This window comes from Rhodococcus sp. 008, from assembly GCF_001682295.1.
Classification (GTDB): domain Bacteria; phylum Actinomycetota; class Actinomycetes; order Mycobacteriales; family Mycobacteriaceae; genus Rhodococcus_F; species Rhodococcus_F qingshengii.
Genome location: NZ_CP012749.1, coordinates 2,731,249 through 2,753,077, shown reverse-complemented (window position 1 = coordinate 2,753,077; position 21,829 = coordinate 2,731,249). Strand labels below are relative to the sequence as shown.

Here is a 21,829-nt window from a genome sequence, read left to right as displayed (position 1 = left end):
TCACACCACACGACCAAGGCCGCCCGGTCACTGACGGGCGGCCTTGGTCGCTTTTTCGCAGGTCAAACCCCCGTTACCGACGCCTGGCCGCTCCCGTAGTCATTTTTCCGCCCAGAATCACGACGCCGTGATGGGTGCCCGCAGCCAACCAGTCCGGCAGGGTCCGCCCCTCTGCCTCGACGCTCACGCGCGCGTATCGGAACGATCCCGTCAGCCTTGCCGACGCGATCGCCAGACCTCCACCGGACTCCGGCTGCGCAAATCCCAACGCCCCGGCAATCGGCAGACGCGGCCCGAGCATCCGCGTATCCGAACGCACCCGCCAACCGTCGCCGGTTGCAGTGAATTTCTGCTGCACGTCTCCGTCGAACTCGGCCAGAACCTTGGGTAGTTGCCAGTGGACTCGCCCACCGTGCACCGACGGTTCCGAATCCACCGCGATGAAAGGGACCGCCATCCGCGGCATAGGCCCGATCCGTTTCCCTGGCGCATGCAAGACCGGACTGGCGAGGATCTCGCGATACGGGCCGACCGGCGAATCGAGGTAGTCCACCATCATGGCCACCGTCATCGGAATCGTTCGACCATCCGGGCCGAGCTCGCGTGCCGCCGACGTACTGCGGTGCCACCACAGTGTCGCGCGAACGCGAGCCGGCCACGGCGGCGGATCACTCACCGGCCAGTCGACGCGGTCACTTGTCGATTCAGGCACGCTCCACATCGGACACCTTCTCAGCTCGAATGGTCAGGGGAAGCCGCAAAGCGCCTGGTGCATGCGTCGGCACCACTGGATCGGACGGCAAAGTCGGATCGATACGTACGTATGGCTCGCCGGTCTTCGGGCGGGCGTCCGCGCCACCCTTGTTCGGCCACATCGCGCACGCTCGTTCCGCCTGCGCAGTGATGGTCAGGGAAGGATTCACTCCGAGATTTGCGCTCACCACCGAACCGTCCATGACGTGCAGTCCCTCGTGACCGTATGCACGCAGATACGGATCGACGACGCCACTCGACGCGCTGTCACCGATCGCGCAGCCACCCAGAAAGTGTGCCGTCATCGGGATGTTCACGATCTCGGCGATGGAACCACCCGGGTCGCCGTCGATCTTCTCGGCGACCTTGCGAATGGCTGTATGACCCTGCGGAATCCACTGAGGAGGTGGATCGCCCGGTCCCGGTCTACTGGTGAGGGAGCGCCCGAATCGTTTGGTGTTCTTGGAAAGTTCGAGGGAGTTGTCGTCGGTCTGCATCACCAGCGCGATGACGGTTCGCTCGGACCAGTTCCGTACCGACAACGACCGCAAGAACGCTCCTGGGTGTCGGGCCGCGACTGCCAGAGTCTTCAGCACCCGGGGAGTTCGCCCACCGCCGTCACTCAGGACGGTCTGCAGAAGTCCTATTGCATTGCTGCCCTTGCCGTATCGCACCGGCTCGATGTGCGTGTGATCATCCGGGTGAAAGGACGACGTGATGGCTACACCCTGCGTGAAGTTCCGTCGACGCGACTTCGACGTTGCGGCCAGTACGGCTTCGGAATTGGTACGTACGACGGTGCCGAGAGTATCCGACAGGCCCGGCAGGGCACCGGATTCCTTCATACCGAGCAGCAGTCTCGCCGTTCCGTACGTTCCGGCGGCAACCACCACCTGATCGGCGGTGAACCGAACTTCTCGCCGGCGGACGCCGTCCGTTCGCCTCGCGAGCAGGCGGTAACCACCGCTTGCCCCCGGCCGAAGGTCGGTGACGGTCGTGAGCGGATGAACCCTGGCGCCCGCTTGCTCGGCGAGATGGAGGTAGTTCTTGACCAGCGTGTTCTTCGCACCGACTCGGCAGCCGGTCATACATCCCCCGCATTCCGTGCAACCTGTGCGTTCGGGTCCTTTTCCGCCGAAGAACGGGTCCGGCACGGAAACTCCTGCCTCCCCGAAGAAAACACCGACGGGGGTGGACGTGAAGGTCTCCCCCACGCCCATCTCTTCGGCTACGTCCTTCATCACCGCATCGGCAGGAGTGAAGGACGGATTGGTGCGAACACCCAACATCCGTTTGGCCTGGTCGTAGTACGGCGCCAGTTCGTCGTGCCAGTCAGTGATGTGCGCCCACTGACGGTCTTCGAAGAACCGATTGGGTGGCTGATACAACGTGTTGGCGTAGTTCAACGACCCACCTCCGACGCCGGCCCCCGCCATCACGAGCACATCCGGAAGAAGATGGATGCGCTGAACCCCATAACATCCGATCCACGGCGCCCACAGGTACTTTCGAAGTCTCCAACTGGTTTCAGGCAACTCGTCGTCGGCAAACCGTCGACCGGCTTCGAGCACCCCGACGCGGTAGCCCTTCTCCGTCAGGCGAAGAGCGGCGACACTGCCACCGAATCCCGAACCGATAACCACCACGTCGTAGTGCGTCGCGGTCATGCCTCGACGCTTTCGATCTTGCGAGCGGAGTAGTTCTCCCGATCGAAATGCTCCAGCAGCGAACGGAATTTGAAAGTGAACGTCGGCCACTGCACCGAGTTGCGCCCCTCCGGATCGATGTACCAACTCGAGCATCCGCCCTTGTTCCACACCGTGTGCTGCAACTCGTGCTGAATTCCCTTGTTGTAGTGCACCTGCACCGTCTCGTTCACGTCGAGGGCATCGATCCGCTCTCGCTTCATGGTGTTCAAGGCGTCGTTGACGTACTCGGCCTGGGACTCGAGCATGTACACGATCGAACTGTGTCCGAGGTTGGTGTTCGGACCGTACATGAGGAACAGATTAGGGAACCCGCTGACCGCAGTACCCTTGTACGCGTTGGGGCTACCGTTCCAATGTGCGGCCAGCGTCTCGCCACGTTTTCCGGTGATCAGATGCGCAACAGGCGGTTCCGTCGGCGTGAACCCCGTGGCGAAGATGATGGTGTCGACCTTGTGCTCGACGCCGCTTCCGTCGACCACTCCGTTTTCGGTGACCGAGACGAGCCCACTGTCGACCAGGCTCACGTCCGCGCGGTCAAGGGTGCGCAACCAGTCGTTGGACAGAAGCATGCGCTTGCAACCGATCGTGAAATCGGGAGTCAGTTTCCGGCGCAACTCCGGATCTTTCACCTGTCTGCGCAGATGAAGGCGCGCGGCCGCCTCGAAGGCAGGCAGCACCCACGTCGCGTGCGACATCGCGGCACCGAGTAGCTCGCGGAAGCCGTAAACCCACCCTCGAATCACCTTCTGTGTAAAGGGAATCCGCGAGTACACGGCCTTCTGTGCAGCAGACAGGGTGCGATCCATCCGCGGAATCACCCAGGCCGGAGTTCGCTGGAACACGGTGACATGGGCAGCAGGGTCGGCAATTTCGGGAACGAACTGAACCGCCGACGCTCCCGTTCCGATCACGGCTACGCGCTCACCACGCAGTTCATGTTCGTGGTTCCACGTCGCCGAATGGAAAGTGGTCCCCGAGAATTGGTCGAGGCCGGGGAAATCCGGGATCTTGGGCGTCGACAACGCTCCGGTCGCGGCGACCAGAGCTTTGGCCGTCAACGACCCTCGAGATGTCCGAATACGCCACAGCGCCGCATCCTCGTCCCACACAGCAGCTTCGAGTTCGCAGTTCAGGACTACGCGTTCCACGATGCCGGTGTCTGCGGCCACCTTCTTCAGATAGTTGTAGATCTCGGGTTGACGAGCAAAGGTATGACTCCAATCGGCGCTCGGCGCAAAAGAATACGAGTACAACGCCGTCGGCACGTCACAGGCACAGCCTGGATAGGTGTTGTCGCGCCAAGTGCCGCCGATGTCAGCTCCACGCTCGATCAACACGACGTCTGCAGCGCGGTTGTCGCGAAGCATTCTGGCGGCCAAGCCCATACCGGCAAATCCGGCACCGACGATCAGCGTTTCGACATGTTCGGGAAGCTTCACTTCTTCTCCACTCGGGATTGCCAGGCCGGCAACAATCGCGCTCTGAGCGCGTCGTCGGCTTCGGATGTACGAAACAGGGCTGAGACGGCAAGCCCACGAACGAGTTCGATGGTGAGTTCGACCGACTCGGAATCGAACCGATCACCGAACAACTCGGCGCTGCCGAACTCGAGCGCCTCACTCACCTTGCGTTCGAGGGGCACCGTCGCCGCATGCAGAACGGGATCGGTCCGCGCCGCGACCCACAATTCGAGGGCGGCATAGAACAGCGGCCCGGAGAACGCGTCCGACAGGACCTCGAGGCCTCGACCACGATCCACTTCAGCGGTGAGGATTTCTTCCAGCCGCTTGTCGACCAGATACTCGACGGCCGCGACGACCAGCGATTCCTTGGTCGGAAAATGATGCAGTTGCGTACCCCGCGAGACGCCTGCCCGGCGGGCGATCTCTTGCGTGCTGGTCCGTGCGTAGCCCAGCTCGACCAACGATTCGACGGCGGCGTCGAGGAGGCGCCCACGCATCGCCGCTGTACGTTCGGCCTGGGTACGGCTTACTTTCGCATCGGAAGTGGTCTCGGTCACAAGACAACTGTAGAGCCGAAACGTAAAACAGTCCAGGCTGACTTCAAATCTTGACACGTAACATACCGGTCAGTCAGCTCTGCCTGATAACGTCCTCGCATCGAGCGGAGGGAAACAATCGCTATGCCAGAGCAAACAGCATTTCCACACCGCCGTGTCGGGTTGGTGGAAGACCACGAGTCGGTAGCAATCGGCGTGTCCGTGATGCTCGAGGACGAGCCGGACCTCGCATTGGTGTGCATCGCGACCACTGTGTCCGAGATGCTCGCTCAGAACGTCGCCTTGGATCTGGCAATCCTCGACCTCCGACTGGCCGACGGGTCATCGCCCAAGAGCAATGTCGAGCAACTGCGGTCCGCCGGGCTCGAGACATTGATCTTCACCGGGGCGGAAAACCCGTACCTCGTTCGCTCGGCCGCCCGTGCCGGCGTACTGGGTGTTGTACGCAAGTCCGAACCGACTGCCGTCGTGGTTGATGCGATACGCGCCGCCGCGTCGGGAAGGCAGGTGGTGACGACAGAGTGGGCTGCCGCAATCGACGGGGATCCAGGTCTCGACGAAGTGGGTCTGAGCCCTCGACAACTCGAGGTCCTCGAACTTTACGCATCCGGAGAGAAGGCGGATCGAGTTGCGCGACTCACCGGTTTGGCGCCGCAGACGGTTAACGACTACCTCCAGCGCATCAGGCAGAAATATGCGGCTGTCGGACGACCCGCACCGACAAAAACGGATTTGTACAAACGCGCGGTCGAAGACGGGGTATTACCAATTCCTGAACGGCCTACTTCCGGAAAAAAGCTGACTTTGACTAACAATGAGGTTCGGCAACAATAACTCTCACAGCGCTGCCCCTGAAAATATGGGCAGAGGAATTGATGTCTGGGAAAAATTTCCCTCTTCGAATTACATTCATCTGACAAGAAGACGGCACTGTCGGGGGTCTGTCATTCCGCTACAGAGAAGTAAGGACGAAACTCATGACAGTCACTGTGGAAAACTGCATGGCACAGGATCCCGTCGGACCGCACCTTTCGGAGCGCGAAATCGAGGTTCTCAGGGAATGGCTACTGAGTGATTCGAAGTCACGCGTTGCTCAAAACCTCTACATCAGCGTGGGAACGGTGGGGACCCACCTGTCGCGGATTCGCGAGAAGTATGCCGACGTTGGAAGGAACGCACCGACGAAATGCGAATTACTCGTGCGAGCGATACAAGATCAGATAGTGACGATCGACGAACTCTGATCGACAGAGTTGCTTTCGACAAAACAGCCAGTGCTTCTGACGAAATTCTGAGGCTCTTCGGCCGTTTCATCGGCGCCGGCTATGTCTGCTATCTGATATTGCTTGCCCCTGCGATTGCAGAAGCCACCACGATGTCTGCGTCGTGGTGGACTCCACTGGCGGTGGTCGCGACTTTCGGTAGTGGGCTGGCGCTGGGAGCATCGACGTTCCACGCCGACACCCGATGGGTGAAACGAACTGCGAGCGCAAATGCGGTTCTCTACGTCGTGGTCATCCTCCTGTGGTGGCCGGCGTGGAATGGTGACCACGTCACAGATTTCACCTTGTGGATTTCCAATTTCCCCGGCGTCGCCAGCCTTGCTGCCGCTGCAGCTTGGCGACCGGCCGCTGCCGTCGTGCACCTTTTCGTAGTGGCAACACTCGCACAGTTGACCAATCACATAATCCGGACGAGTCCCACGACGCACCTGTTGGTTCCCGACCTCGCCTTCGCCTGGACATTCTGCGCGGTTTTCGTAGCAGCGGCCGTCATGGCCTTGCGAACCGGACGAGTACTGGATGCGACCATCGCCACCACTCATGCCGCTGCCGCCGGCGCCGCCGCGGCCGAGGCCAAATCCGTCGAACGCGAGAGATTCGACGCACTCATCCACGACACCGTGATGTCGACTCTGCTCGCTGCTTCGAGAAACGACGCCGATCCCTCGGTCGTCGCTCAGGCGCGAAGGACGGTGGCAAGACTCGACGAACTGCGCTCCGGAACCGACCACGAGACGAGTTTCGACTTCGACGGAATCCTCGCTCAGTTGCGTTCAGCCGCTTCGGAAGTGGACGAAAACATCACGTTCGAGACCGCCCTCTCCGACGGGTCTGATCCGAGCGGATACGCACCCGACTCGATTCGTGCGATGGCCGGTGCGATGGCCGAGGCACTGCGCAACAGCGTCAAACACGCCGGAAGCAGTGCACGGCGTTCGGTCACGGTCACGGCAACCGCCACCCACCTCGAAGTAGTCGTCACCGACGACGGCGTCGGCTTCGATCCGAGCTCCGTCGAGACGCATCGCCTCGGAATCACTGTCAGCATCCGCGGCAGAATGCGTCAACTCGACGGCGGATCGGCAACCATTCGATCGTCACCCGGCCGCGGCACTTCGGTGACTCTGACGTTGAGCTTGCCCGTAGCGGTGATGACATGACCAGGCCGGACGGACGAGATGTCCGCGATCTTCTCGGCATGCACAGCCGTGCTGCTCGATTCATGGCTGCATGCTTCGCGCTCACCTGCGTGATCTCGGTCGCCTACACATCCTCCGACGTCCGCGCAGTCTGGCCGATGATCTTGGCAATTATCGTGTGCTCGACTGCGGCTTTCACACTCGTACTGAGCAGAGGCGACCCGATGCCGCTGGGGCAGAGCGTTCTGGTGTCTCTGACCGGCGCCGTCACGAGCGGCCTGGTGTTGTCAGTGGTTCCCGTCCCCGTCAACGACATGACTCAACTCTGGATGTTCGGGATGTCGACGGCAGTCTTCACCTTCATGTGCGTTCGTGGGCGTACAGCACTCGCGTGGCTCGGGCTTGGACTCATGGTGTTGGCGACCGCCATCTGGTCCTCCACCACCGGCCAGGGGGCCATGTACGGAGTGTCGTTGACGGTCATCAACGCGGGCCCTGTTCTGATGTCGACCTTCTTCGCATACACCATCCGTCCTCAAGCCAGGGTTATCTACGAACTTCGTGAGCAGTCCACCCAACGAATTGCCTCCGCATCCGCCAGTGCTGCGATTCTCGAGGAACGCGACGCGCAACTCGACAGGCTCGATGTCCTTGCACGCCCGCTCCTCGAACGGGTCGCTTCCGGGGTTCCACTGACAACCACCGAGCGGCAAGAATGCGAACTCCTCGAGGCGCAACTCCGAGATTCGCTGAGGGCGACAGGCTTACAACAAACAGATGTCATCGATGCTGTGCGTGCCGCTCGAAACCGCGGCGTCGAAGTGGTCCTGCTCGACGACCACGGAATGGATGGCGCGAACGCCGACGTGCGCGACCGAATCCACTCGAGCATCGTCCGGGAACTCACCGCGATCACGCGAGGAAAAGTGACCATACGGATCCTTCCACCTCGGCGTACCGCTATGGCCACGATGCTGGTCGACACTGAAGACGTTCGACGAATCGAGTTCGATCACAACGGAATGCAGCTGCTACGGCAGGGGGACCGGGGAGAGCTCGGCACCTCGTCCATGTCCGTCGATCCGACTACAGACAGCGCCGTCGAACCCGAATAGCTTTCGAGGAGAGTGAGATTCACCGGGTCGATCACCAGGAGAAATGAATGATCTTCGAACTGCGTCCAGCGCATGTCGCACGTGCCCTCGCCGCACTGTGTGCCCTTCCGATTCTGTGGACATTCGCAGTAGAGGGAATCACCACGACAACGGAATACGACTACAGCACGGGCGAAGTGTCCTCATCGAGCGACCTGGGCTCTCAGATCGGAAGCGTCGCGATCTGGATCGTCCTCGCGATCGCATTTGCCGCCGGTGCATGGTATCTGGAGAAGCAGCGCATCGGTTGGCCGGCCGCGGCGCACGAGCAGCTGGTCAAACTGCAGCTGGCATCACCCAACCGAGAAGAGTAAAGGTCCCTACCGCTTCCGATCGCCGGCGCGGAGAAGATTACTGGGAACCGTATGGCCCACTATCTCCTCTGCAACGGCAGCGGCACGAATGCTCGCATCCAGGTCGATACCTGTCGCGATGCCCATGTCTTCGAGCATGTAGACCAGTTCCTCCGTCGCGATATTGCCACTGGCACCGGGAGCGAACGGACAACCACCGAGACCTCCGGTGGACGCGTCGAGGTTTCGAACACCGTGCTGCACAGCCGCAAACGCGCACGCAAGACCAGCGCCACGCGTGTTGTGGAAGTGCGCACCCAAGCCGAAGTCACCTACTCTTTCGCCCACAGCGTCGATCAATCGTCCGACACGTCCCGGCGTGGCAGTGCCGATGGTATCTGCGATCGAGAATTGATCAGCACCGAACTCCTTGGCCTGCTCCGCAATCCGCAGAACACGATCCGGGTCGGTTGGACCGTCGAACGGACAGTCCCAGGCTGTGGCCACGATGACCTCCACCCGTCCTCCGGCGTCGTGGACGATCCGGACGACCTCTCCGATACGTTCGGTCGCTTGCTCCGTCGTCGACCGAGTGTTGGCCTCGCTGTGGCCATTCGATGCCGACACAACATATTCGACGGTTTTCATTCCTGCGGCGACGGCCCGTTTCGCTCCACCGATTCCGGCGACCAATGCCGAGAACTCGATGCCGGGCCACTGGTGCAGTTCTGCTGCCAACAATTCCGCGTCGGCCAACGCCGGCACAGCGCGCGGTGAGACGAACGACGTCGCCTCGATACGCGAAACACCCGTCGCAGCCAGAGCGTCGACAAGACGAAGTTTCTCCGCGAGCGACACCGGGTCTTCGATCTGCAACCCGTCCCGTGGTCCGACTTCACGAATACTGACTGCTGGAATACCCACGCCAGGTACCGACATGTCAGATCACGCCCTTCATCTTCAGTTCTGCCTGCTCGTCGTCCGAGAGTCCGAGGAGCCCGCCCCACACCGAGGAGTTGTCGTGACCCGGCGCCGACGCTCCCGCGTTGCGCACGGATCCGGGTGTCTCACTGAAGGTAGGCACGACGCCCAAGCCGAGGACGTTTTCACCGATCCGCTCGTCGTAGTGGTCGACGAGCATCCCCCGCTCGATCAGCTGCGGATCCTTGACGACATCTTCAACCGTATTGATCGGCCCGGCAACAACTCCCACTTCGGTGAGGCGTTCCACCAGGCTGGTGGGATCTTGGAGCGCGACCCAGGCGCTGATCAGTTCGTCGAGCTCGTCCTGATGTTTGCCACGGGCAACATGATTGGAGAAGCGGTCGTCATGCGCTAGTTCCGGTCGCCCCATGATGGTGCACAGACGCACGAAGAGCGTATCCTGATTGGCTGCGATCACCACCCAGTTTCCTTCAGAGGTCTGATAGATGTTGGACGGCGCAATACCCTCCAATCTCGTTCCCGAGGGCTGCCGGATGATCCCGCCCCGATCGTAATCCGGGATCGTGGATTCCTGCACCGCCAGACAGGATTCCGTGAGGGCAACGTCGACCACCTGACCACGGCCGGTCCGCTCTCGTGAGAGCAACGCCGCCAGCACTCCCTGAACGGCGAACATCCCGCCGAGAGAATCTCCGAGCGAAAGGGCAATACGCGGAGGCGCCTGCCCTGGATAACCGTTCAGATGCCGAAATCCGCTGACCGCTTCGGCAACCGAGGCGTAGCCGGCGCTCTTGGCTTGCGGTCCACTCTGCCCGTAGCCGGATACCCTGGCCAACACCAACTTCGGATTGCGCGCACTGAGAACGTCGAATCCCAGGCCCCACTTCTCGAGGGTGCCCGGCCGGAAGTTCTCGACTACCACATCGGCATGTTCGATCAGATTCAGAAACAGGTCTCGTCCCGCGTCGACGCGAAGGTCCAACGTCACACACCGCTTGTTGCGGGCGTGAACCGTCCAGAAGAATCGATGACCGTCCTGCTCGGCCTGACCCCAGGTACGAAGCGGGTCCGGGCGGTCCGGCGATTCGATCTTGATCACGTCGGCGCCCATGTCGCCGAGCAGTTTCCCGGCGAAGGGCCCGGCGATCAAGGTTCCGAGTTCAATCACCCGATATCCGTCCAGGGGCCCGGTGGGCGCACCTTCCGACACAGCTGCCTCCTCTGGGAACTTTTCTCCCCTTGAAGGCTACGTCACCACCCGATATCGCAACATCATGTCGTGGTCTTCGTGATCGAGCATGTGGCAGTGCCAGACGTACCCCTGCAGGTCCCCCATACCGGCTTCTCCGTGTGCCGAGTGGTCTGCCATGGAACCTCTCGCGAAAGTTGCATCCGGATCGAAGCCCAACTCGTCGGCCGTCGGAAAGCGCACGATCACGCGGGTGATCGAGTTGGCATCCACGATGACAGTGTCCTTCTCCCCCGTTTCCCACACTTCGGGAGGCCGCAGCGAAGAGGTCACGAATTCCTCGGCCGACGGCGTCCACCGGACCCCCAAGTCAGGCACCGGATACCGCTGCATCAGTGCTGCAGTGTCGAGGCTTTGGCGTCCCACAACGCGGAACGCCACCAAGTGCAGATGAATCGGATGTGGTTCCGTGGTGATGTTGATCAGATTCCATTGCTCGACGGCTCCCTGACGTGGCAGTTCGATATCCGAATCGGTGAACCTCAAATTGTTGAGCGACATGGTGATCGACGGGTAATCCGAGGGACGCGACAGCTGCATGATCGTGAGATTTCGCACCATATCCGGGGACGCCGGATCGGCAGCAACGGAATTCAGCTGCTGCGGGATCGAGCCGGTGAATCCCTTTGCGCTGCCCACGTCGAACCGACAGAAGACCGGCATCACCTGTGTGCCGCGTTGCGCCACCGCAAGGGGTACCGGTTCGTCGTTGCGCAATTCCACCGTCGTGCCCGGCTCGAGCATGCTGAAGTCGACCAGCAGATCAGCGCGTTCACCCGGACTCAGCCGGACGTGATCCGTCGGCGCAGGAGCGGCCAAAAAACCGCCTTCGGAACCGATCACCCAGAACCGCATACGATTTGCGAAGTGCAGATTCCACACCGAATAGGTTGCGGCATTGAGCAGTCGCAATCGGTACAGCCCGCGAGCCACCTCCACTTTCGGCCACACGACGCCGTTCACCACGCCAACGTCACCGGGGGTCGCCGGATCCCAAGAACCCTGCGGAGTGAGCCACGTGGAACGGACACTCTGCTGACCGTCGGAGGTGAAGACCTTGTCCTGCAGAATCATCGGAAGCTCGAACTCACCGGACGGCAAGCCGAGAGAATTCCCGGCGGCGCCCGTGTCAACGTCGTCACGGAGAAAATACATCCCGACCAATCCGGCGTAGACGTTGAGGCGCGTCATTCCCATGGCGTGATCGTGGTACCAGAGATTGCCGGCGGCACGACCATTCGTGTATTCGTGGACCAAACCTTCGCCCGGACGCTGGATCAACTCCGGATGTCCGTCGAACTGTGGTGCAGTAACTCCCCCGTGCAGGTGAAGCGAGGTGGGGACCTGTGTGCGGTCGAGGTTGCTGACGCCGTGCAGACCCGGATCGACATCCGCGGCAAGCGGATACGCAGAAATGTCGTTGGCATATCGGACTGTGACGAGCTGATCGACGTGAGCTTCGATGGTGGGGCCGAGATAATCCATTCCGCCGTAACCCAGCGACGGCGACGACGGTAGGTCCGGATGGAAACGGTGCATCGACGAAGCCGCGCGAAGCTCCAGGTTGCCACCCGAAATGCCCGGCAGGACAGGAAGGGTCTCCCGAAACGGTTCCAGCCGGGGTGACGGAAGTTGGAACGGGCGCAGTGGATCGACATCAGGTGGTCGAGCCGTCGCTGATCCAGCGGACAACGCGCTCAGACCGGCCAGCAGGCCAAGCCCTTGAACAAACGATCGGCGACGGATCTTGTGTGACTCGTCCACTCACGGCCCCCTCACGCTGACGGCATCCGGAGCGGGTTACCCGCGTGCTCGCACGGTCAAACACCAACGACATTCTCCAACCAAAGCTCGAGAATCGGCGACCCTTACCCCACCGCACCGGTCGCCGTACTCGACGACCTCCTCCGTCCCGGCGAAACACGTTTGCGGACAACGGATGCACTCTTGCAGCTTTGCGAGAAGCCGAAGATTCGAATATGCCCTTGACTCGAACGCATGTTCGAGTATCTTTTGGGGAGGGGATCGGGGGATTCAATGAGTGTCTTGTTGTCGGACGTGGTGTCTGGTTCTGCGGTGGGGTTACGCGGACGCCTGTGGCGGTTGACTGCTGCCGAGTTACGCGCTGCTGCTGTCGAAGCGAGTGCGGAGATTCTTCGTCTCGAAGCTGTGCGTGTTGCGGTGGTGGACGAGTTGTCGTTGCGCCCGGATGATCAGGTGATTGCCAGCCGCGGGGTGGGTGCGTGGTTGGCGGCGAACACGATGCTGCAGGTTCGGGACGGGAAGAAGATCGCCGCGTTGGGTGCGGCGTTGCGGCCGTTTCCTGCGGTGGCTGCTCGGTTCGATGACGGGGATTGCTCGTTCGAGCATGCGGTGTTGATCGTGGCGTTCTGTGAATCACCCCCGAAAGGCATGCCGGACGCCGCGCTCCCTCGCTGTATCGACCTACTGCTTGCGGCTGCGTCGGGCGTGGAAGCGACGACCACGAAAGTGCGGAACGTGATCGCGACCTTGGAGCGAATCTTCGAATCCGATGAAATTCCACCCGCCGAAGACGTCGACCGGAACGAGCTCCGGATCGCCTCGACATTGAACGGTCGAGTGGTGGTGCGCGGCGATTTCGACGCCCTCACCGGCGAAATGTTGCTCTCGGCGTTGTCGAATCTGACGATGCCCACCCCGGCACCCGATGGAACCCCGGATTCTCGGTCGGCGGCGAAACGAACTGCCGACGGGTTCACCGAACTGATCCGCCGCTATCTCGACTGCGCCAAAACAGGCACAGACGGTGGTCAACGCCCGCACGTGAACGTGCACATCAATGCTCGCGATCTCGCGGAGCATCGGGACTGCGCCGCCACACCAACTGATGGTGGTGGAGTGGCTGTGTCTGATCTTGATGTCGGGCACATGCCGTGGCTGGGGCCGCTGTCGGTGTCGCAGACCAGGCTCCTCGGGTGTGACTGTTTCCTCTCCACCGTTCTGCTCGACGATCACGGCGCACCCTTGGATGCGCAACCAGGAAAGAGGTTGGTCACCGCCGAACAACGCGTCGCCCTCATCGCCCGAGACAAAGGCTGCGCCTTCCCGGGCTGCACATGCGTGCCCGCGTGGACTGATGCGCACCATATCCGGCACTGGGCCAACGGCGGCCCGACGGTGATGAACAACCTGGTCCTGCTGTGCCGTTCACACCACCGACTGATGCACCGAAAATCAGGGTTCGTCGGGAAATGGGAAATCCGAATAGGAGTCGACAACAAGCCGTGGTTCATCCCACCACCCTCGATCGACCCCGGACAGCAACCCAGGCCGGCGAACACCACCTTCAAAACCTGAGAAGAACCTCAGGCACAACAGAACACGGCCGAGCACCGCATCGAAGGGATCCCCCCGATGCGGTGCCAACAGACCGTGGCGAACCCGTCAGACGGCCTGCGCAACCTTGGCGGCTCGCGGGAATCGCTCCCGAATCTCCGCTGGCGTGACAACTCTCGGGTCCAGGGGTTGCTCGTCACGCAGGTGGCGCTCCAACACCTTGCCCGTCATCGGCGCAATGACTTTCAGAGCAGTGGTCATGTTCTTCGGTGAACTACCCAACCGGACTGCCGTTCGCACCGCGGGCGCAATTGCTCTGTCCAACAACGCTGGCTGATCGAACCCACCCATCGTTCGCATCCAGCCGGGCAAAGTCGCGATAGTGGCCGGCGCGACCAATCGGCTGAATGTCGCGAACTTCGTCTTCCCCTGCGCTCTCGGTGTTCTCAACAAGTAGTGCATCGCCCGGTTGGCACGCTCGGAGGTACACAATCTGGGCCTGACTTCAGCGAAGTACTCACGTACCTCGTCTCGGGAGCGTGGAACGTCGGAGGTCTTGCATGTCTGTAGTTCGGCAGCGATCACGCATTCTTCCCAGTACCGCTGCTCTTCGACAGCTGAAAGCGGGCCCGGCCCATACATCTCGTAGCACTTGAGCACCGAATGCCAACCCGTCACGTGGATCCAGAGTTGTGACGCCGGATTGTTTGCGCTGTAACGAGTTCCGGTGATCGGTTCGATGCCCGTAGCCTGAGCATGAACTGTCATGAGGTGGTCGGACAGCGCCAGTGCTGTCCGCCCGTCGGCAGTGGCGACGGTCAGGAAGTACGCCAAGGTTCGGTCGAGTCGCCCGGCCGGATCGCTGTAAATCCCGCTCATGTCTGCCACTGCGGCAGCCAAGAAGGGGTCGAAGTGCTCGAGCACCACCGACCGCTGGAACCCGATCAGCGCTGTCGGCGCGGCCCAGATCTTCCAACTGGGTGATCCTGGGCCGAAGAAGCCGTAATCCTCACGCGGTCGATTCATCGTCAGTTCAGACATTTCATTCCTCCCCGTTCGTTGAGCCGGCACCGTTCATTTCGTAGGCACCAGACAAGGCGACTACTTGCTGCCAGACGTACTCGAATCGCTCCGCCGCGAACGTGGGGCGCCGAATAGATGCGAGTGCCAACCGTTGCTGATCTTCACTGGCGCTGGGTTTTCCGTACAACTCCACCGCTGCAGCACTGAAGTCGCGGACCAGGACATCGAAGATCTGATCCAGCACCCCACCGCTCCGCTGTCCCTCGTCCAATCCCAAGATCTCGGCTTGTTCGAGGATCAGCTGGCCGTAGACGACGAGGGTGAAGAGTTCGGTGATCGCAAGGCCGAAGTCCAAGTCGACCTGCTGCGCCGCATCCGGTGCAGCTTCGGCTAGAAGGGTCACGAGCGCTTCTGCCTGCTCCACGAACAGTGCAACGTTGGGAACATCCGCAAACTTCGCGTACACCGCTCGCCAGTCGTCGAATCGAACCTTGGACAACCCCCGTGCCGGGCCCTGACGGAACAGGAACTCGTCGTCGGCTGCGTCGTTACGCGTCGGAATCGCCGGAAATGACTCGGGGGCAAAGAGGTACGCCGGCATGAACTTGGCGATCAGGGCGAGATTGACGGCGACGGTCCCCTCGAGCTTGGGCAGCCCGTCGACATCCATCTTGGCCACCGCGAGGTAGCTGTCCTTCTCGAAGCCCTTTGCCGCAGCGATGTCGGAGAGCAGTCCGATCACCTTCTGTGCCTCGGTTGTCACCTTCATCTTGGTGACGGGATTGAACAAGAGGTAGCGGCGGTCCTCGGGCGATGCGGTGCGGAAGTAGTCCACCGCACGATCCGAGAAGAGCCTCATCGCCAGCAGGCGCGCGTACGCGTCGACGAATTCACGTCGTACGTGTGGGAACGCCGTGACGGGATTGCCGAACAGGATTCGATTGTGCGCGTGGGTAATCGTCTCGTACAAGGCATGAGTCGACATACCGATTCCGCCGAAGCACAGGTTGAATTTTCCGATGTTCACGGTGTTGAGTGCGGCACTGAATGCTGCCTCGCCGGTATGCAGGATATCCTCTGCCGCAACGGGATAGTCGACGAGTGAGAACTCCGCTACGTACATCTGGGCCGGAACGATGTTCTTCACCACGGTGAATGCCGGATGGTCCGAGTCGGCGTAAAAGAAGACGTACTGATCAGTGCCCTCCACTCCGTCGACACGGCCGAAGACAGAGACCGTGTTGGCGCAGTTGCCATTTCCGATGTAGTACTTCGAACCGCTGGCCAGGTACCCGCCGCTGCCGTTGGGCGTCAAGACCATGTCCGTGGAGTAGACGTCCGCGCCATGCTCTTTCTCGGACAGTCCGAATGCCGCAACGCCTCCGGAAGCCAAAGCGGAAGCTGCTCGCGCCCTTGCCGTCTCGTTGTCGCTCTGCCACACCGGCCCGAGACCGAGGATGGTCACCTGCCACGGGTACCAGTAGTTGAGTCCGTAGAAGCCGAGGATCTCGGACAGCGCGGCGATACGACTGGTATCCCAGCGCTTGTCGGAGTCGCCACCACTGTCGCGGGCGGGCGTCAGAAATGTGGCGAACAGACCTTCCTTCGCCGCGAAGTCGAGGAAGTCGGAGTAAAAGGTCTTGTCGTGATAGTCGGCCAGGAGTCGGTTCTTTCCACGCGCCTCGAACCAGTCGACGGTCGCGCCCAGCAGTCTCCGCGTGGTCGCGTCGAACTCCGGCCGATCGTACGTGGAGGGATGGAGCAGCAGATCATTCGGCACTAAAGAGGTCGACGCTGTCATAGCGGTTGTTCTCCTCGAGATCTCGGCAGAGGCGCCTCACTGAGCACCATTCGAATACAACGCCACCGTAACAATTGCAGACGATGAATACAACGGTTGCGTATTATTCACGAAGAAGTGGCAGGCAGATTAGGGTGAGACCGGAGGTGATGCACACGATGACCAGGTCACAAGCTGACGCAACGGATACACCGCGGCGCAAGTACGCCCCTCGCATGGCGCCGGAGCAACGTCGCGAGCAGCTCCTCGACGCAGCATTCGAGGTCACCGGCCGCGTTGGCCTGCACAACCTCAGCATGGAATCCGTCGCTGCCGAAGCCGGTGTCGGCAAGCCCGTCCTCTACACGATTTTCGATACCAGGACCGATCTCGTCGCTGCACTGCTGCGCCGCGAGCACGAGCGAGCCATCGCTCAGGTGCTCGAAACCATGCCGACAGATCTGAGCGAACTCGGCCCGGCGGCGTCGTACACCGGGACCGTCGGCGCCTTCGTCGACGCCGTACTGGAGAACCCGACGCGCTGGCGCCTGATTCTGACGTCTGTCGAGAACGCCCCCAGCGAGTATCACGGCTTGTTGAAGCTCTCTCGCGGAGCTGTCTTCGCCCGCGCCGAAGAACTGGCCCGCGCCGGGATTGCCCTCGAGTCGAAGCTCGAAGGCCTTGATCCGGTTCTCCTCGCACACACCATGATGTCGTTCGCCGAAATGCTCGGACGACTGGCCGTCAGTGATCCCGAAACCTATACCCGAGAACGACTTTCCAGTTTTGCCGTGGCTCTCGCACAATCGGTCGGGCGTTAGCGGCCGACTGAAACCTGTCGGTCGGATCTGCTTCAATACACGCATGACATCACCATCGATCGAACCGCTACAGCTTTTCGAAACGTCTCCGGGCAACTGGTCACTGATGCTCACCGACCAGCATTTCGGCAAGGTGGCATCGACATTCGAGCAGGTAGAGGGTTTCGAAGGCTCCGGTTACGACTGGGCGTCGGTCGCCCACGCAGTGGTAGGCCGCGATGCACCGCATCTGGAGGGCCGCTTCGGCACCGATCCCGAAGCGGGCATGTTTGTTGCGTACGGCAGCGACACCGAAGCTCTCGGTGAGCTCGGAGTGCTACTCGCCAAAGCGTATTCGGATGCCGAGTACCTCGGTGGCCTGGTCGCCATTTCCGAACTCGACTAGAGCGCCGGTCGAAACGACACCGGCCCCACACCTAGGTGCGGGGCCGGTACCGAACGAAAGATCTAGCCGACCAACAACTCGGCAATCTGAATCGTGTTGAGCGCGGCACCCTTACGCAGATTGTCGCCCGAAACGAAGAGCGCGAGTCCGCGTCCCTCCGGGACACCCGGATCCTGACGGATACGACCGACCAGCGACGCGTTGCCACCGGCAGCGGCCAGCGGCGTCGGAACCTCGACCAGCTCGACGCCCGGAGCGTCGGCGAGGATCTCCTTGGCGCGAGCAACCGAGAGCGGGTTGGCGAACTCTGCGTTGATCGCGAGCGAGTGCCCGGTCACGACGGGAACGCGCACGCACGTACCCGAAACCAACAGATCGGGAAGTCCGAGGATCTTGCGGCTCTCGTTGCGGAGCTTCTGATCCTCGTCGGTCTCGCCGCTTCCGTCGTCGACCAGCGAACCTGCCAGCGGCAGGACGTTGAACGCGATGGGGGCGACGTAGTTGTTCGGGGCCGGGAAGTCGACGGCACTGCCGTCGTGAACCAGCTTCTCCGCGTCTCCGACTACGGCGCGCACCTGGCCGAGGAGTTCCTCGACGCCGGCGATGCCGCTACCGGACACGGCCTGGTAGCTGGAGACGATCAGACGCTGCAGACCGGCTTCGTCGTGCAGAACCTTCAGCACCGGCATCGCTGCCATGGTGGTGCAGTTGGGGTTCGCGATAATGCCCTTGACCAGGTTCTTCGTGTCCTGCGGGTTGACCTCGCTGACCACGAGGGGAACCTCGGGATCCTTGCGCCATGCCGAAGAGTTGTCGACAACGGTCGCGCCGGCAGCAGCGAAGCGCGGAGCCTGGGCGCGCGAGAGCGTCGCACCGGCTGAGAACAGGGCGATGTCGATGCCCTTCAGGTCCTCATCCGATGTGGCGGCCGCATCCTCGACGATGATCTCTTCGCCGCGGAAGGGCAGCTTCTTACCGGCGGAGCGTGCAGATGCGAAGAACCGCACCTTGTCCGCGGGGAAGTTCCGCTCTTCGAGCAAAGTGCGCATGACGATGCCGACCTGACCGGTCGCACCGACAACAGCGATAGTCGTCATGAGAAATTACCGTCCCGTTCCAGCGTGTACTACTGCTTCTTCTTCGCCACCGAGCCCGAAAGCGTCGTGGATGACACGTACAGCGTCGTCCAATTCGGTGTCCTTGACCAGCACTGAGATGCGGATCTCAGAGGTCGAGATGAGGTCGATGTTGATGTCTGCCTTGGCCAGCGCCTCGCAGAACGTGGCGGTGACGCCCGGGTGGCTCCGCATTCCGGCGCCGACCAGGGAAACCTTGCCGATGTGGTCGTCGAACAAGATCTGCGTGAAGCCGATATCTTCCTGACGCTTGGTCAGGATCTCGACGGCGCGGGGGCCGTCGGCCGTCGGAAGCGTGAAGGTGATGTCCGTCTTGTTTGTCTCCACCTTGGAGATGTTCTGCAGCACCATGTCGATGTTGATCTCGGCATCGGAGACTGCGCGGAACACCTTGGCAGCGTGTCCCGGTGTGTCCGGCAATCCGACAACGGTGATCTTGGCTTCGCCGCGATCGTGCGCGACTCCGGTGATCAGGGCCTCTTCCACAGGAATGTCCTCCATCGATCCGGACACGATTGTTCCGGGCTTGGTGGTGTATGACGAACGGACGTGCACAGGCACGTTGTAACGACGGGCGTACTCGACGCACCGGAGCATGAGCACCTTGGCACCACACGCTGCGAGTTCGAGCATTTCCTCGAAGGAAACCGTCTCGAGGCGGTGAGCGTCGGGGACGATGCGCGGATCGGCGGAGAAAACGCCGTCGACGTCGGTGTAGATCTCGCAGACGTCGGCGTTGAGTGCAGCTGCCAACGCCACGGCAGTGGTGTCCGAGCCACCGCGTCCGAGCGTCGTGATGTCCTTGCTGTCCTGGCTGACGCCTTGGAATCCGGCGACCAGAACGATCGAGCCTTCGTCCAGCGCAGTGCGAACACGGCCCGGCGTGACGTCGATGATCTTGGCGTTTCCGTGGCTGCCGGTCGTGATGACTCCGGCTTGTGAGCCCGAGAACGAACGAGCTTCGGCGCCGAGGGAGTGAATTGCCATCGCTACCAAGGAGTTGGAGATGCGCTCACCCGAGGTCAGCAGCATGTCCATTTCACGGGCCGGCGGGGAAGGGCACACCTGCTGAGCCAGATCGAGCAGCTCATCGGTGGTATCGCCCATCGCTGACACCACGACGACGACATCATTGCCGGCCTTCTTGGTCTCGACGATCCGTTCAGCGACTCGTCGGATGCGCTCGGCGGTTGCCACCGAGGATCCGCCGTACTTCTGGACGACGAGAGCCACGCGTTTCTACCTCCAGGTCGAAATTGTTTACAGATACCAGAGGTCGAGCTTACCGAGGTGGTCCTGGGACTTCCCGATGCGTACTGCTGTTCGCCTCAGATCCGCGCGGGATCAGTTGCGAGATCCGCGATCGCATCAACGTCGCAGAACGCGAGCCACCGGCAACGTAACCGACCACCGTGACGGCAACTCCGCAGGCGAGAAGCACGCGGATACTGCTGACCAGCGAAACTGCCAGCGCGTCGTACACCGCGACTGCCGCCTCAGATGACGGTATGTCTGAATTCTGTAAATAGACCCGCCGCACGACGGCCAGCGCCACCAACAGGGCGATCATCGCCACCGCCGTCGCCAGCCCGACCAGGGACAGTGCGCGCATTCTCCTCGGCGCAACTGCGACGGCCGCGATCGCACAGACCAGCGACACCCACGGCAGCCAGGCCGCTGCCCGGTCGAGAGTGTTCGAGAGGTCCTGGGCCCGCACCAGCTCGTCGGACTGCAGGATCTCGAACTGCGGATCGAACGTCGGAAGACGATCGACGACGGTGAATCCGCGATCGCGGAGGTTCGTCCGCAGTTCTGTCATGATCGGCTCGAGGGACAAGGTGACTGTTCCGCTGTCGTCGGACCGAACGATGCCGTCGGTGGCTCTGCCGGTCACCATCGCAGCAAGTTGCGCGTGCGCCTGACGGTTGGCCGCGGTCCAGAGCGTCGCGAACTGGTCGCTGGAGACCAACGACTGAGCCGCCTCCCGAACAAGTTTCTCGGCTTGTCTCGTCACCACCTGCGGAAACCGGTCCAACCGCTGCGTCAGTTCCTCGGTCAGCCGATCAACGACAGCCGCTTGGACAGCAGGTTCGGAAGCCAACGGGGCAACCGTCTCGACGTAACTGTCGGTGTCGTTCACCTGGGTGTGGACGAACAGCGCGAGCACCGAGCCGGCAGCACCGAGACCAGCGAGAACGATCAGCAGTGAACAGACGATCCAGCGGATCGAGCGCATCACGTGTGCTTGGCGCGCGCCGGTCGAATCTTCGCGGTGATGTGGTGAATGCGGTGATCGTCAGCGGGTATCCGGAAGGTCTCGGTGACCCGAACGGTCATCAGGTTCCGCCCGAACAACCCGGCGTCGAGGAGGTAGTCAGCCGTCAGGTCGTCCCCGTCGACCGTCCACTCCACCTCACGAATGTCGCGGATCACGCGATACTGAGGACCTCCGGAAAGGCTGCGCCGCAAATGATTCCCCGAAAATCCGGTCTTGAGCCCGACCTCGTGGCGTACCGCGTCCGGAGCCAGCGGTACGGAACTGCCATCGTGACTGCGGAGCGCGTCGAGGTACGTGCTCGCCACGGCGATTCGGGGATCCATGGACGACAGTCCACCATTTTCGGGGCCGAAACGGCAGCACAATTCGGCGACAAATTGGACATGAGGGCGAACCCCACCGATTTCTCGCGAAATCCAGGAGTAGAGTGCTGTGCATGCAGCGCGCACTCCTTCTTGGTTGCCGCGACGGGGTCTGATCCAGACTGGCCTCCCGCCGCGGGGTTTTTGTGCGCCGGTCGACCAAGCCTTCCGGACTCATGGT

21 protein-coding genes are annotated in these 21,829 nt (G+C 61.7%); 8 read left to right on the top strand and 13 right to left on the bottom strand.

Features of this window, described 5'->3' with window-relative positions:
• Window positions 1–73: 73 nt before the first annotated feature.
• From AOT96_RS12880 to AOT96_RS12865, 4 genes are read right to left on the bottom strand one after another with little or no spacing between them, the layout of a single operon-like run.
• A complete protein-coding gene (locus AOT96_RS12880; protein WP_065351829.1) occupies window positions 74–721 on the bottom strand; it encodes a hypothetical protein in 648 nt (215 codons plus the stop codon).
• Complete coding sequence (locus tag AOT96_RS12875) at window positions 705–2,420, bottom strand: GMC oxidoreductase (protein ID WP_065351828.1); 1,716 nt, start codon at window positions 2,418–2,420, stop codon at window positions 705–707. Before AOT96_RS12875 ends, AOT96_RS12880 begins: the two co-directional genes overlap by 17 nt.
• The gene (locus AOT96_RS12870) at window positions 2,417–3,901 is read right to left on the bottom strand and encodes a flavin-containing monooxygenase (protein WP_065351827.1); all 1,485 of its coding nucleotides are present in this window, start codon (window positions 3,899–3,901) and stop codon (window positions 2,417–2,419) included. The genes AOT96_RS12875 and AOT96_RS12870 overlap by 4 nt, the downstream gene beginning before the upstream one ends.
• On the bottom strand, window positions 3,898–4,422 hold the full coding sequence (locus tag AOT96_RS12865; protein WP_202427151.1) for a TetR/AcrR family transcriptional regulator: 525 nt from the start codon (window positions 4,420–4,422) through the stop codon (window positions 3,898–3,900). The genes AOT96_RS12870 and AOT96_RS12865 overlap by 4 nt, the downstream gene beginning before the upstream one ends.
• A 183-nt stretch (window positions 4,423–4,605) precedes the next feature.
• Here AOT96_RS12865 and AOT96_RS12860 point away from each other — a divergent pair, with 183 nt between their 5' ends.
• The 5 genes from AOT96_RS12860 to AOT96_RS12840 all read left to right on the top strand — a co-directional run bounded on the left by AOT96_RS12860 (window position 4,606) and on the right by AOT96_RS12840 (window position 8,372).
• Window positions 4,606–5,316, top strand: coding sequence for a response regulator transcription factor (locus AOT96_RS12860; RefSeq protein WP_065351826.1), 711 nt, complete (start codon window positions 4,606–4,608; stop codon window positions 5,314–5,316).
• A 143-nt stretch (window positions 5,317–5,459) separates the two neighbouring features.
• Complete coding sequence (locus AOT96_RS12855) at window positions 5,460–5,726, top strand: response regulator transcription factor (RefSeq protein WP_370333094.1); 267 nt, start codon at window positions 5,460–5,462, stop codon at window positions 5,724–5,726.
• 131 nt (window positions 5,727–5,857) lie between these two features.
• A complete protein-coding gene (locus tag AOT96_RS12850) occupies window positions 5,858–6,925 on the top strand; it encodes a sensor histidine kinase (protein ID WP_042446628.1) in 1,068 nt (355 codons plus the stop codon).
• Entirely contained in the window at window positions 6,922–8,019 is a 1,098-nt protein-coding gene (locus AOT96_RS12845) for a hypothetical protein (protein WP_065351825.1), read from the top strand. The genes AOT96_RS12850 and AOT96_RS12845 overlap by 4 nt, the downstream gene beginning before the upstream one ends.
• A gap of 47 nt (window positions 8,020–8,066) precedes the next feature.
• Window positions 8,067–8,372, top strand: a complete 306-nt coding sequence (locus tag AOT96_RS12840) for a hypothetical protein (RefSeq protein ID WP_007732306.1) — start codon at window positions 8,067–8,069, stop codon at window positions 8,370–8,372.
• 6 nt (window positions 8,373–8,378) lie between these two features.
• Here AOT96_RS12840 and AOT96_RS12835 read toward each other — a convergent pair whose 3' ends face one another.
• From AOT96_RS12835 to AOT96_RS12825, 3 genes are read right to left on the bottom strand one after another with little or no spacing between them, the layout of a single operon-like run.
• The gene (locus tag AOT96_RS12835; protein WP_370852725.1) at window positions 8,379–9,275 is read right to left on the bottom strand and encodes a hydroxymethylglutaryl-CoA lyase; all 897 of its coding nucleotides are present in this window, start codon (window positions 9,273–9,275) and stop codon (window positions 8,379–8,381) included.
• A 16-nt stretch (window positions 9,276–9,291) separates the two neighbouring features.
• Window positions 9,292–10,506 carry a CaiB/BaiF CoA transferase family protein gene (locus tag AOT96_RS12830; protein WP_007732303.1) on the bottom strand — a complete coding sequence of 405 codons (1,215 nt, stop codon included), beginning with the start codon at window positions 10,504–10,506 and terminating at the stop codon, window positions 9,292–9,294.
• Window positions 10,507–10,542: 36 nt separating this feature from the next.
• Complete coding sequence (locus AOT96_RS12825) at window positions 10,543–12,309, bottom strand: multicopper oxidase family protein (RefSeq protein WP_065351824.1); 1,767 nt, start codon at window positions 12,307–12,309, stop codon at window positions 10,543–10,545.
• 273 nt (window positions 12,310–12,582) lie between these two features.
• Between AOT96_RS12825 and AOT96_RS12820 the strand changes: the two genes are divergently transcribed.
• Entirely contained in the window at window positions 12,583–13,884 is a 1,302-nt protein-coding gene (locus tag AOT96_RS12820) for an HNH endonuclease signature motif containing protein (protein ID WP_065351823.1), read from the top strand.
• Window positions 13,885–13,971: 87 nt separating this feature from the next.
• On the opposite strand, the gene AOT96_RS12815 is transcribed toward AOT96_RS12820, so the two are convergent.
• Both AOT96_RS12815 and AOT96_RS12810 read right to left on the bottom strand, forming a co-directional pair.
• Window positions 13,972–14,904: an oxygenase MpaB family protein gene (locus AOT96_RS12815; protein ID WP_080961232.1), complete on the bottom strand. Its 933-nt coding sequence runs from the start codon at window positions 14,902–14,904 to the stop codon at window positions 13,972–13,974.
• Window position 14,905: 1 nt separating this feature from the next.
• The gene (locus AOT96_RS12810) at window positions 14,906–16,687 is read right to left on the bottom strand and encodes an acyl-CoA dehydrogenase (protein ID WP_065351822.1); all 1,782 of its coding nucleotides are present in this window, start codon (window positions 16,685–16,687) and stop codon (window positions 14,906–14,908) included.
• A gap of 149 nt (window positions 16,688–16,836) precedes the next feature.
• Here AOT96_RS12810 and AOT96_RS12805 point away from each other — a divergent pair, with 149 nt between their 5' ends.
• Together AOT96_RS12805 and AOT96_RS12800 are read left to right on the top strand one after the other, a co-directional pair.
• On the top strand, window positions 16,837–17,487 hold the full coding sequence (locus tag AOT96_RS12805) for a TetR/AcrR family transcriptional regulator (protein ID WP_007731498.1): 651 nt from the start codon (window positions 16,837–16,839) through the stop codon (window positions 17,485–17,487).
• A gap of 43 nt (window positions 17,488–17,530) precedes the next feature.
• A complete protein-coding gene (locus AOT96_RS12800) occupies window positions 17,531–17,872 on the top strand; it encodes an Imm51 family immunity protein (RefSeq protein WP_065351821.1) in 342 nt (113 codons plus the stop codon).
• Window positions 17,873–17,934: 62 nt separating this feature from the next.
• On the opposite strand, the gene AOT96_RS12795 is transcribed toward AOT96_RS12800, so the two are convergent.
• Genes AOT96_RS12795 through AOT96_RS12780 form a run of 4 tightly spaced genes read right to left on the bottom strand, consistent with a single transcriptional unit; the run spans window position 17,935 to window position 21,609 of the window.
• Entirely contained in the window at window positions 17,935–18,969 is a 1,035-nt protein-coding gene (locus AOT96_RS12795) for an aspartate-semialdehyde dehydrogenase (protein WP_042447794.1), read from the bottom strand.
• A gap of 6 nt (window positions 18,970–18,975) precedes the next feature.
• Entirely contained in the window at window positions 18,976–20,241 is a 1,266-nt protein-coding gene (locus AOT96_RS12790) for an aspartate kinase (RefSeq protein WP_003943494.1), read from the bottom strand.
• Between the two features lie 49 nt (window positions 20,242–20,290).
• On the bottom strand, window positions 20,291–21,244 hold the full coding sequence (locus tag AOT96_RS12785) for a hypothetical protein (protein ID WP_065351820.1): 954 nt from the start codon (window positions 21,242–21,244) through the stop codon (window positions 20,291–20,293).
• Window positions 21,244–21,609, bottom strand: coding sequence for a hypothetical protein (locus tag AOT96_RS12780; RefSeq protein ID WP_003943492.1), 366 nt, complete (start codon window positions 21,607–21,609; stop codon window positions 21,244–21,246). Before AOT96_RS12780 ends, AOT96_RS12785 begins: the two co-directional genes overlap by 1 nt.
• Window positions 21,610–21,829: the final 220 nt, after the last annotated feature.

Excerpts from the sequence above, each read along its gene's own strand:
- AOT96_RS12880 (WP_065351829.1), bottom strand. The coding sequence starts at position 721 with ATGTGGAGCGTGCCTGAATCGACAAGTGACCGCGTCGACTGGCCGGTG.
- AOT96_RS12805 (WP_007731498.1), top strand. The coding sequence starts at position 16,837 with ATGCACACGATGACCAGGTCACAAGCTGACGCAACGGATACACCGCGG.
- AOT96_RS12815 (WP_080961232.1), bottom strand. The coding sequence starts at position 14,904 with ATGTCTGAACTGACGATGAATCGACCGCGTGAGGATTACGGCTTCTTC.
- AOT96_RS12875 (WP_065351828.1), bottom strand. The coding sequence starts at position 2,420 with ATGACCGCGACGCACTACGACGTGGTGGTTATCGGTTCGGGATTCGGT.
- AOT96_RS12780 (WP_003943492.1), bottom strand. The coding sequence starts at position 21,609 with ATGGATCCCCGAATCGCCGTGGCGAGCACGTACCTCGACGCGCTCCGC.
- AOT96_RS12785 (WP_065351820.1), bottom strand. The coding sequence starts at position 21,244 with ATGCGCTCGATCCGCTGGATCGTCTGTTCACTGCTGATCGTTCTCGCT.
- AOT96_RS12840 (WP_007732306.1), top strand. The coding sequence starts at position 8,067 with ATGATCTTCGAACTGCGTCCAGCGCATGTCGCACGTGCCCTCGCCGCA.
- AOT96_RS12850 (WP_042446628.1), top strand. The coding sequence starts at position 5,858 with ATGTCTGCGTCGTGGTGGACTCCACTGGCGGTGGTCGCGACTTTCGGT.
- AOT96_RS12855 (WP_370333094.1), top strand. The coding sequence starts at position 5,460 with ATGACAGTCACTGTGGAAAACTGCATGGCACAGGATCCCGTCGGACCG.
- AOT96_RS12800 (WP_065351821.1), top strand. The coding sequence starts at position 17,531 with ATGACATCACCATCGATCGAACCGCTACAGCTTTTCGAAACGTCTCCG.
- AOT96_RS12860 (WP_065351826.1), top strand. The coding sequence starts at position 4,606 with ATGCCAGAGCAAACAGCATTTCCACACCGCCGTGTCGGGTTGGTGGAA.
- AOT96_RS12795 (WP_042447794.1), bottom strand. The coding sequence starts at position 18,969 with ATGACGACTATCGCTGTTGTCGGTGCGACCGGTCAGGTCGGCATCGTC.
- AOT96_RS12810 (WP_065351822.1), bottom strand. The coding sequence starts at position 16,687 with ATGACAGCGTCGACCTCTTTAGTGCCGAATGATCTGCTGCTCCATCCC.
- AOT96_RS12865 (WP_202427151.1), bottom strand. The coding sequence starts at position 4,422 with ATGCGTGGGCGCCTCCTCGACGCCGCCGTCGAATCGTTGGTCGAGCTG.
- AOT96_RS12820 (WP_065351823.1), top strand. The coding sequence starts at position 12,583 with ATGAGTGTCTTGTTGTCGGACGTGGTGTCTGGTTCTGCGGTGGGGTTA.
- AOT96_RS12845 (WP_065351825.1), top strand. The coding sequence starts at position 6,922 with ATGACCAGGCCGGACGGACGAGATGTCCGCGATCTTCTCGGCATGCAC.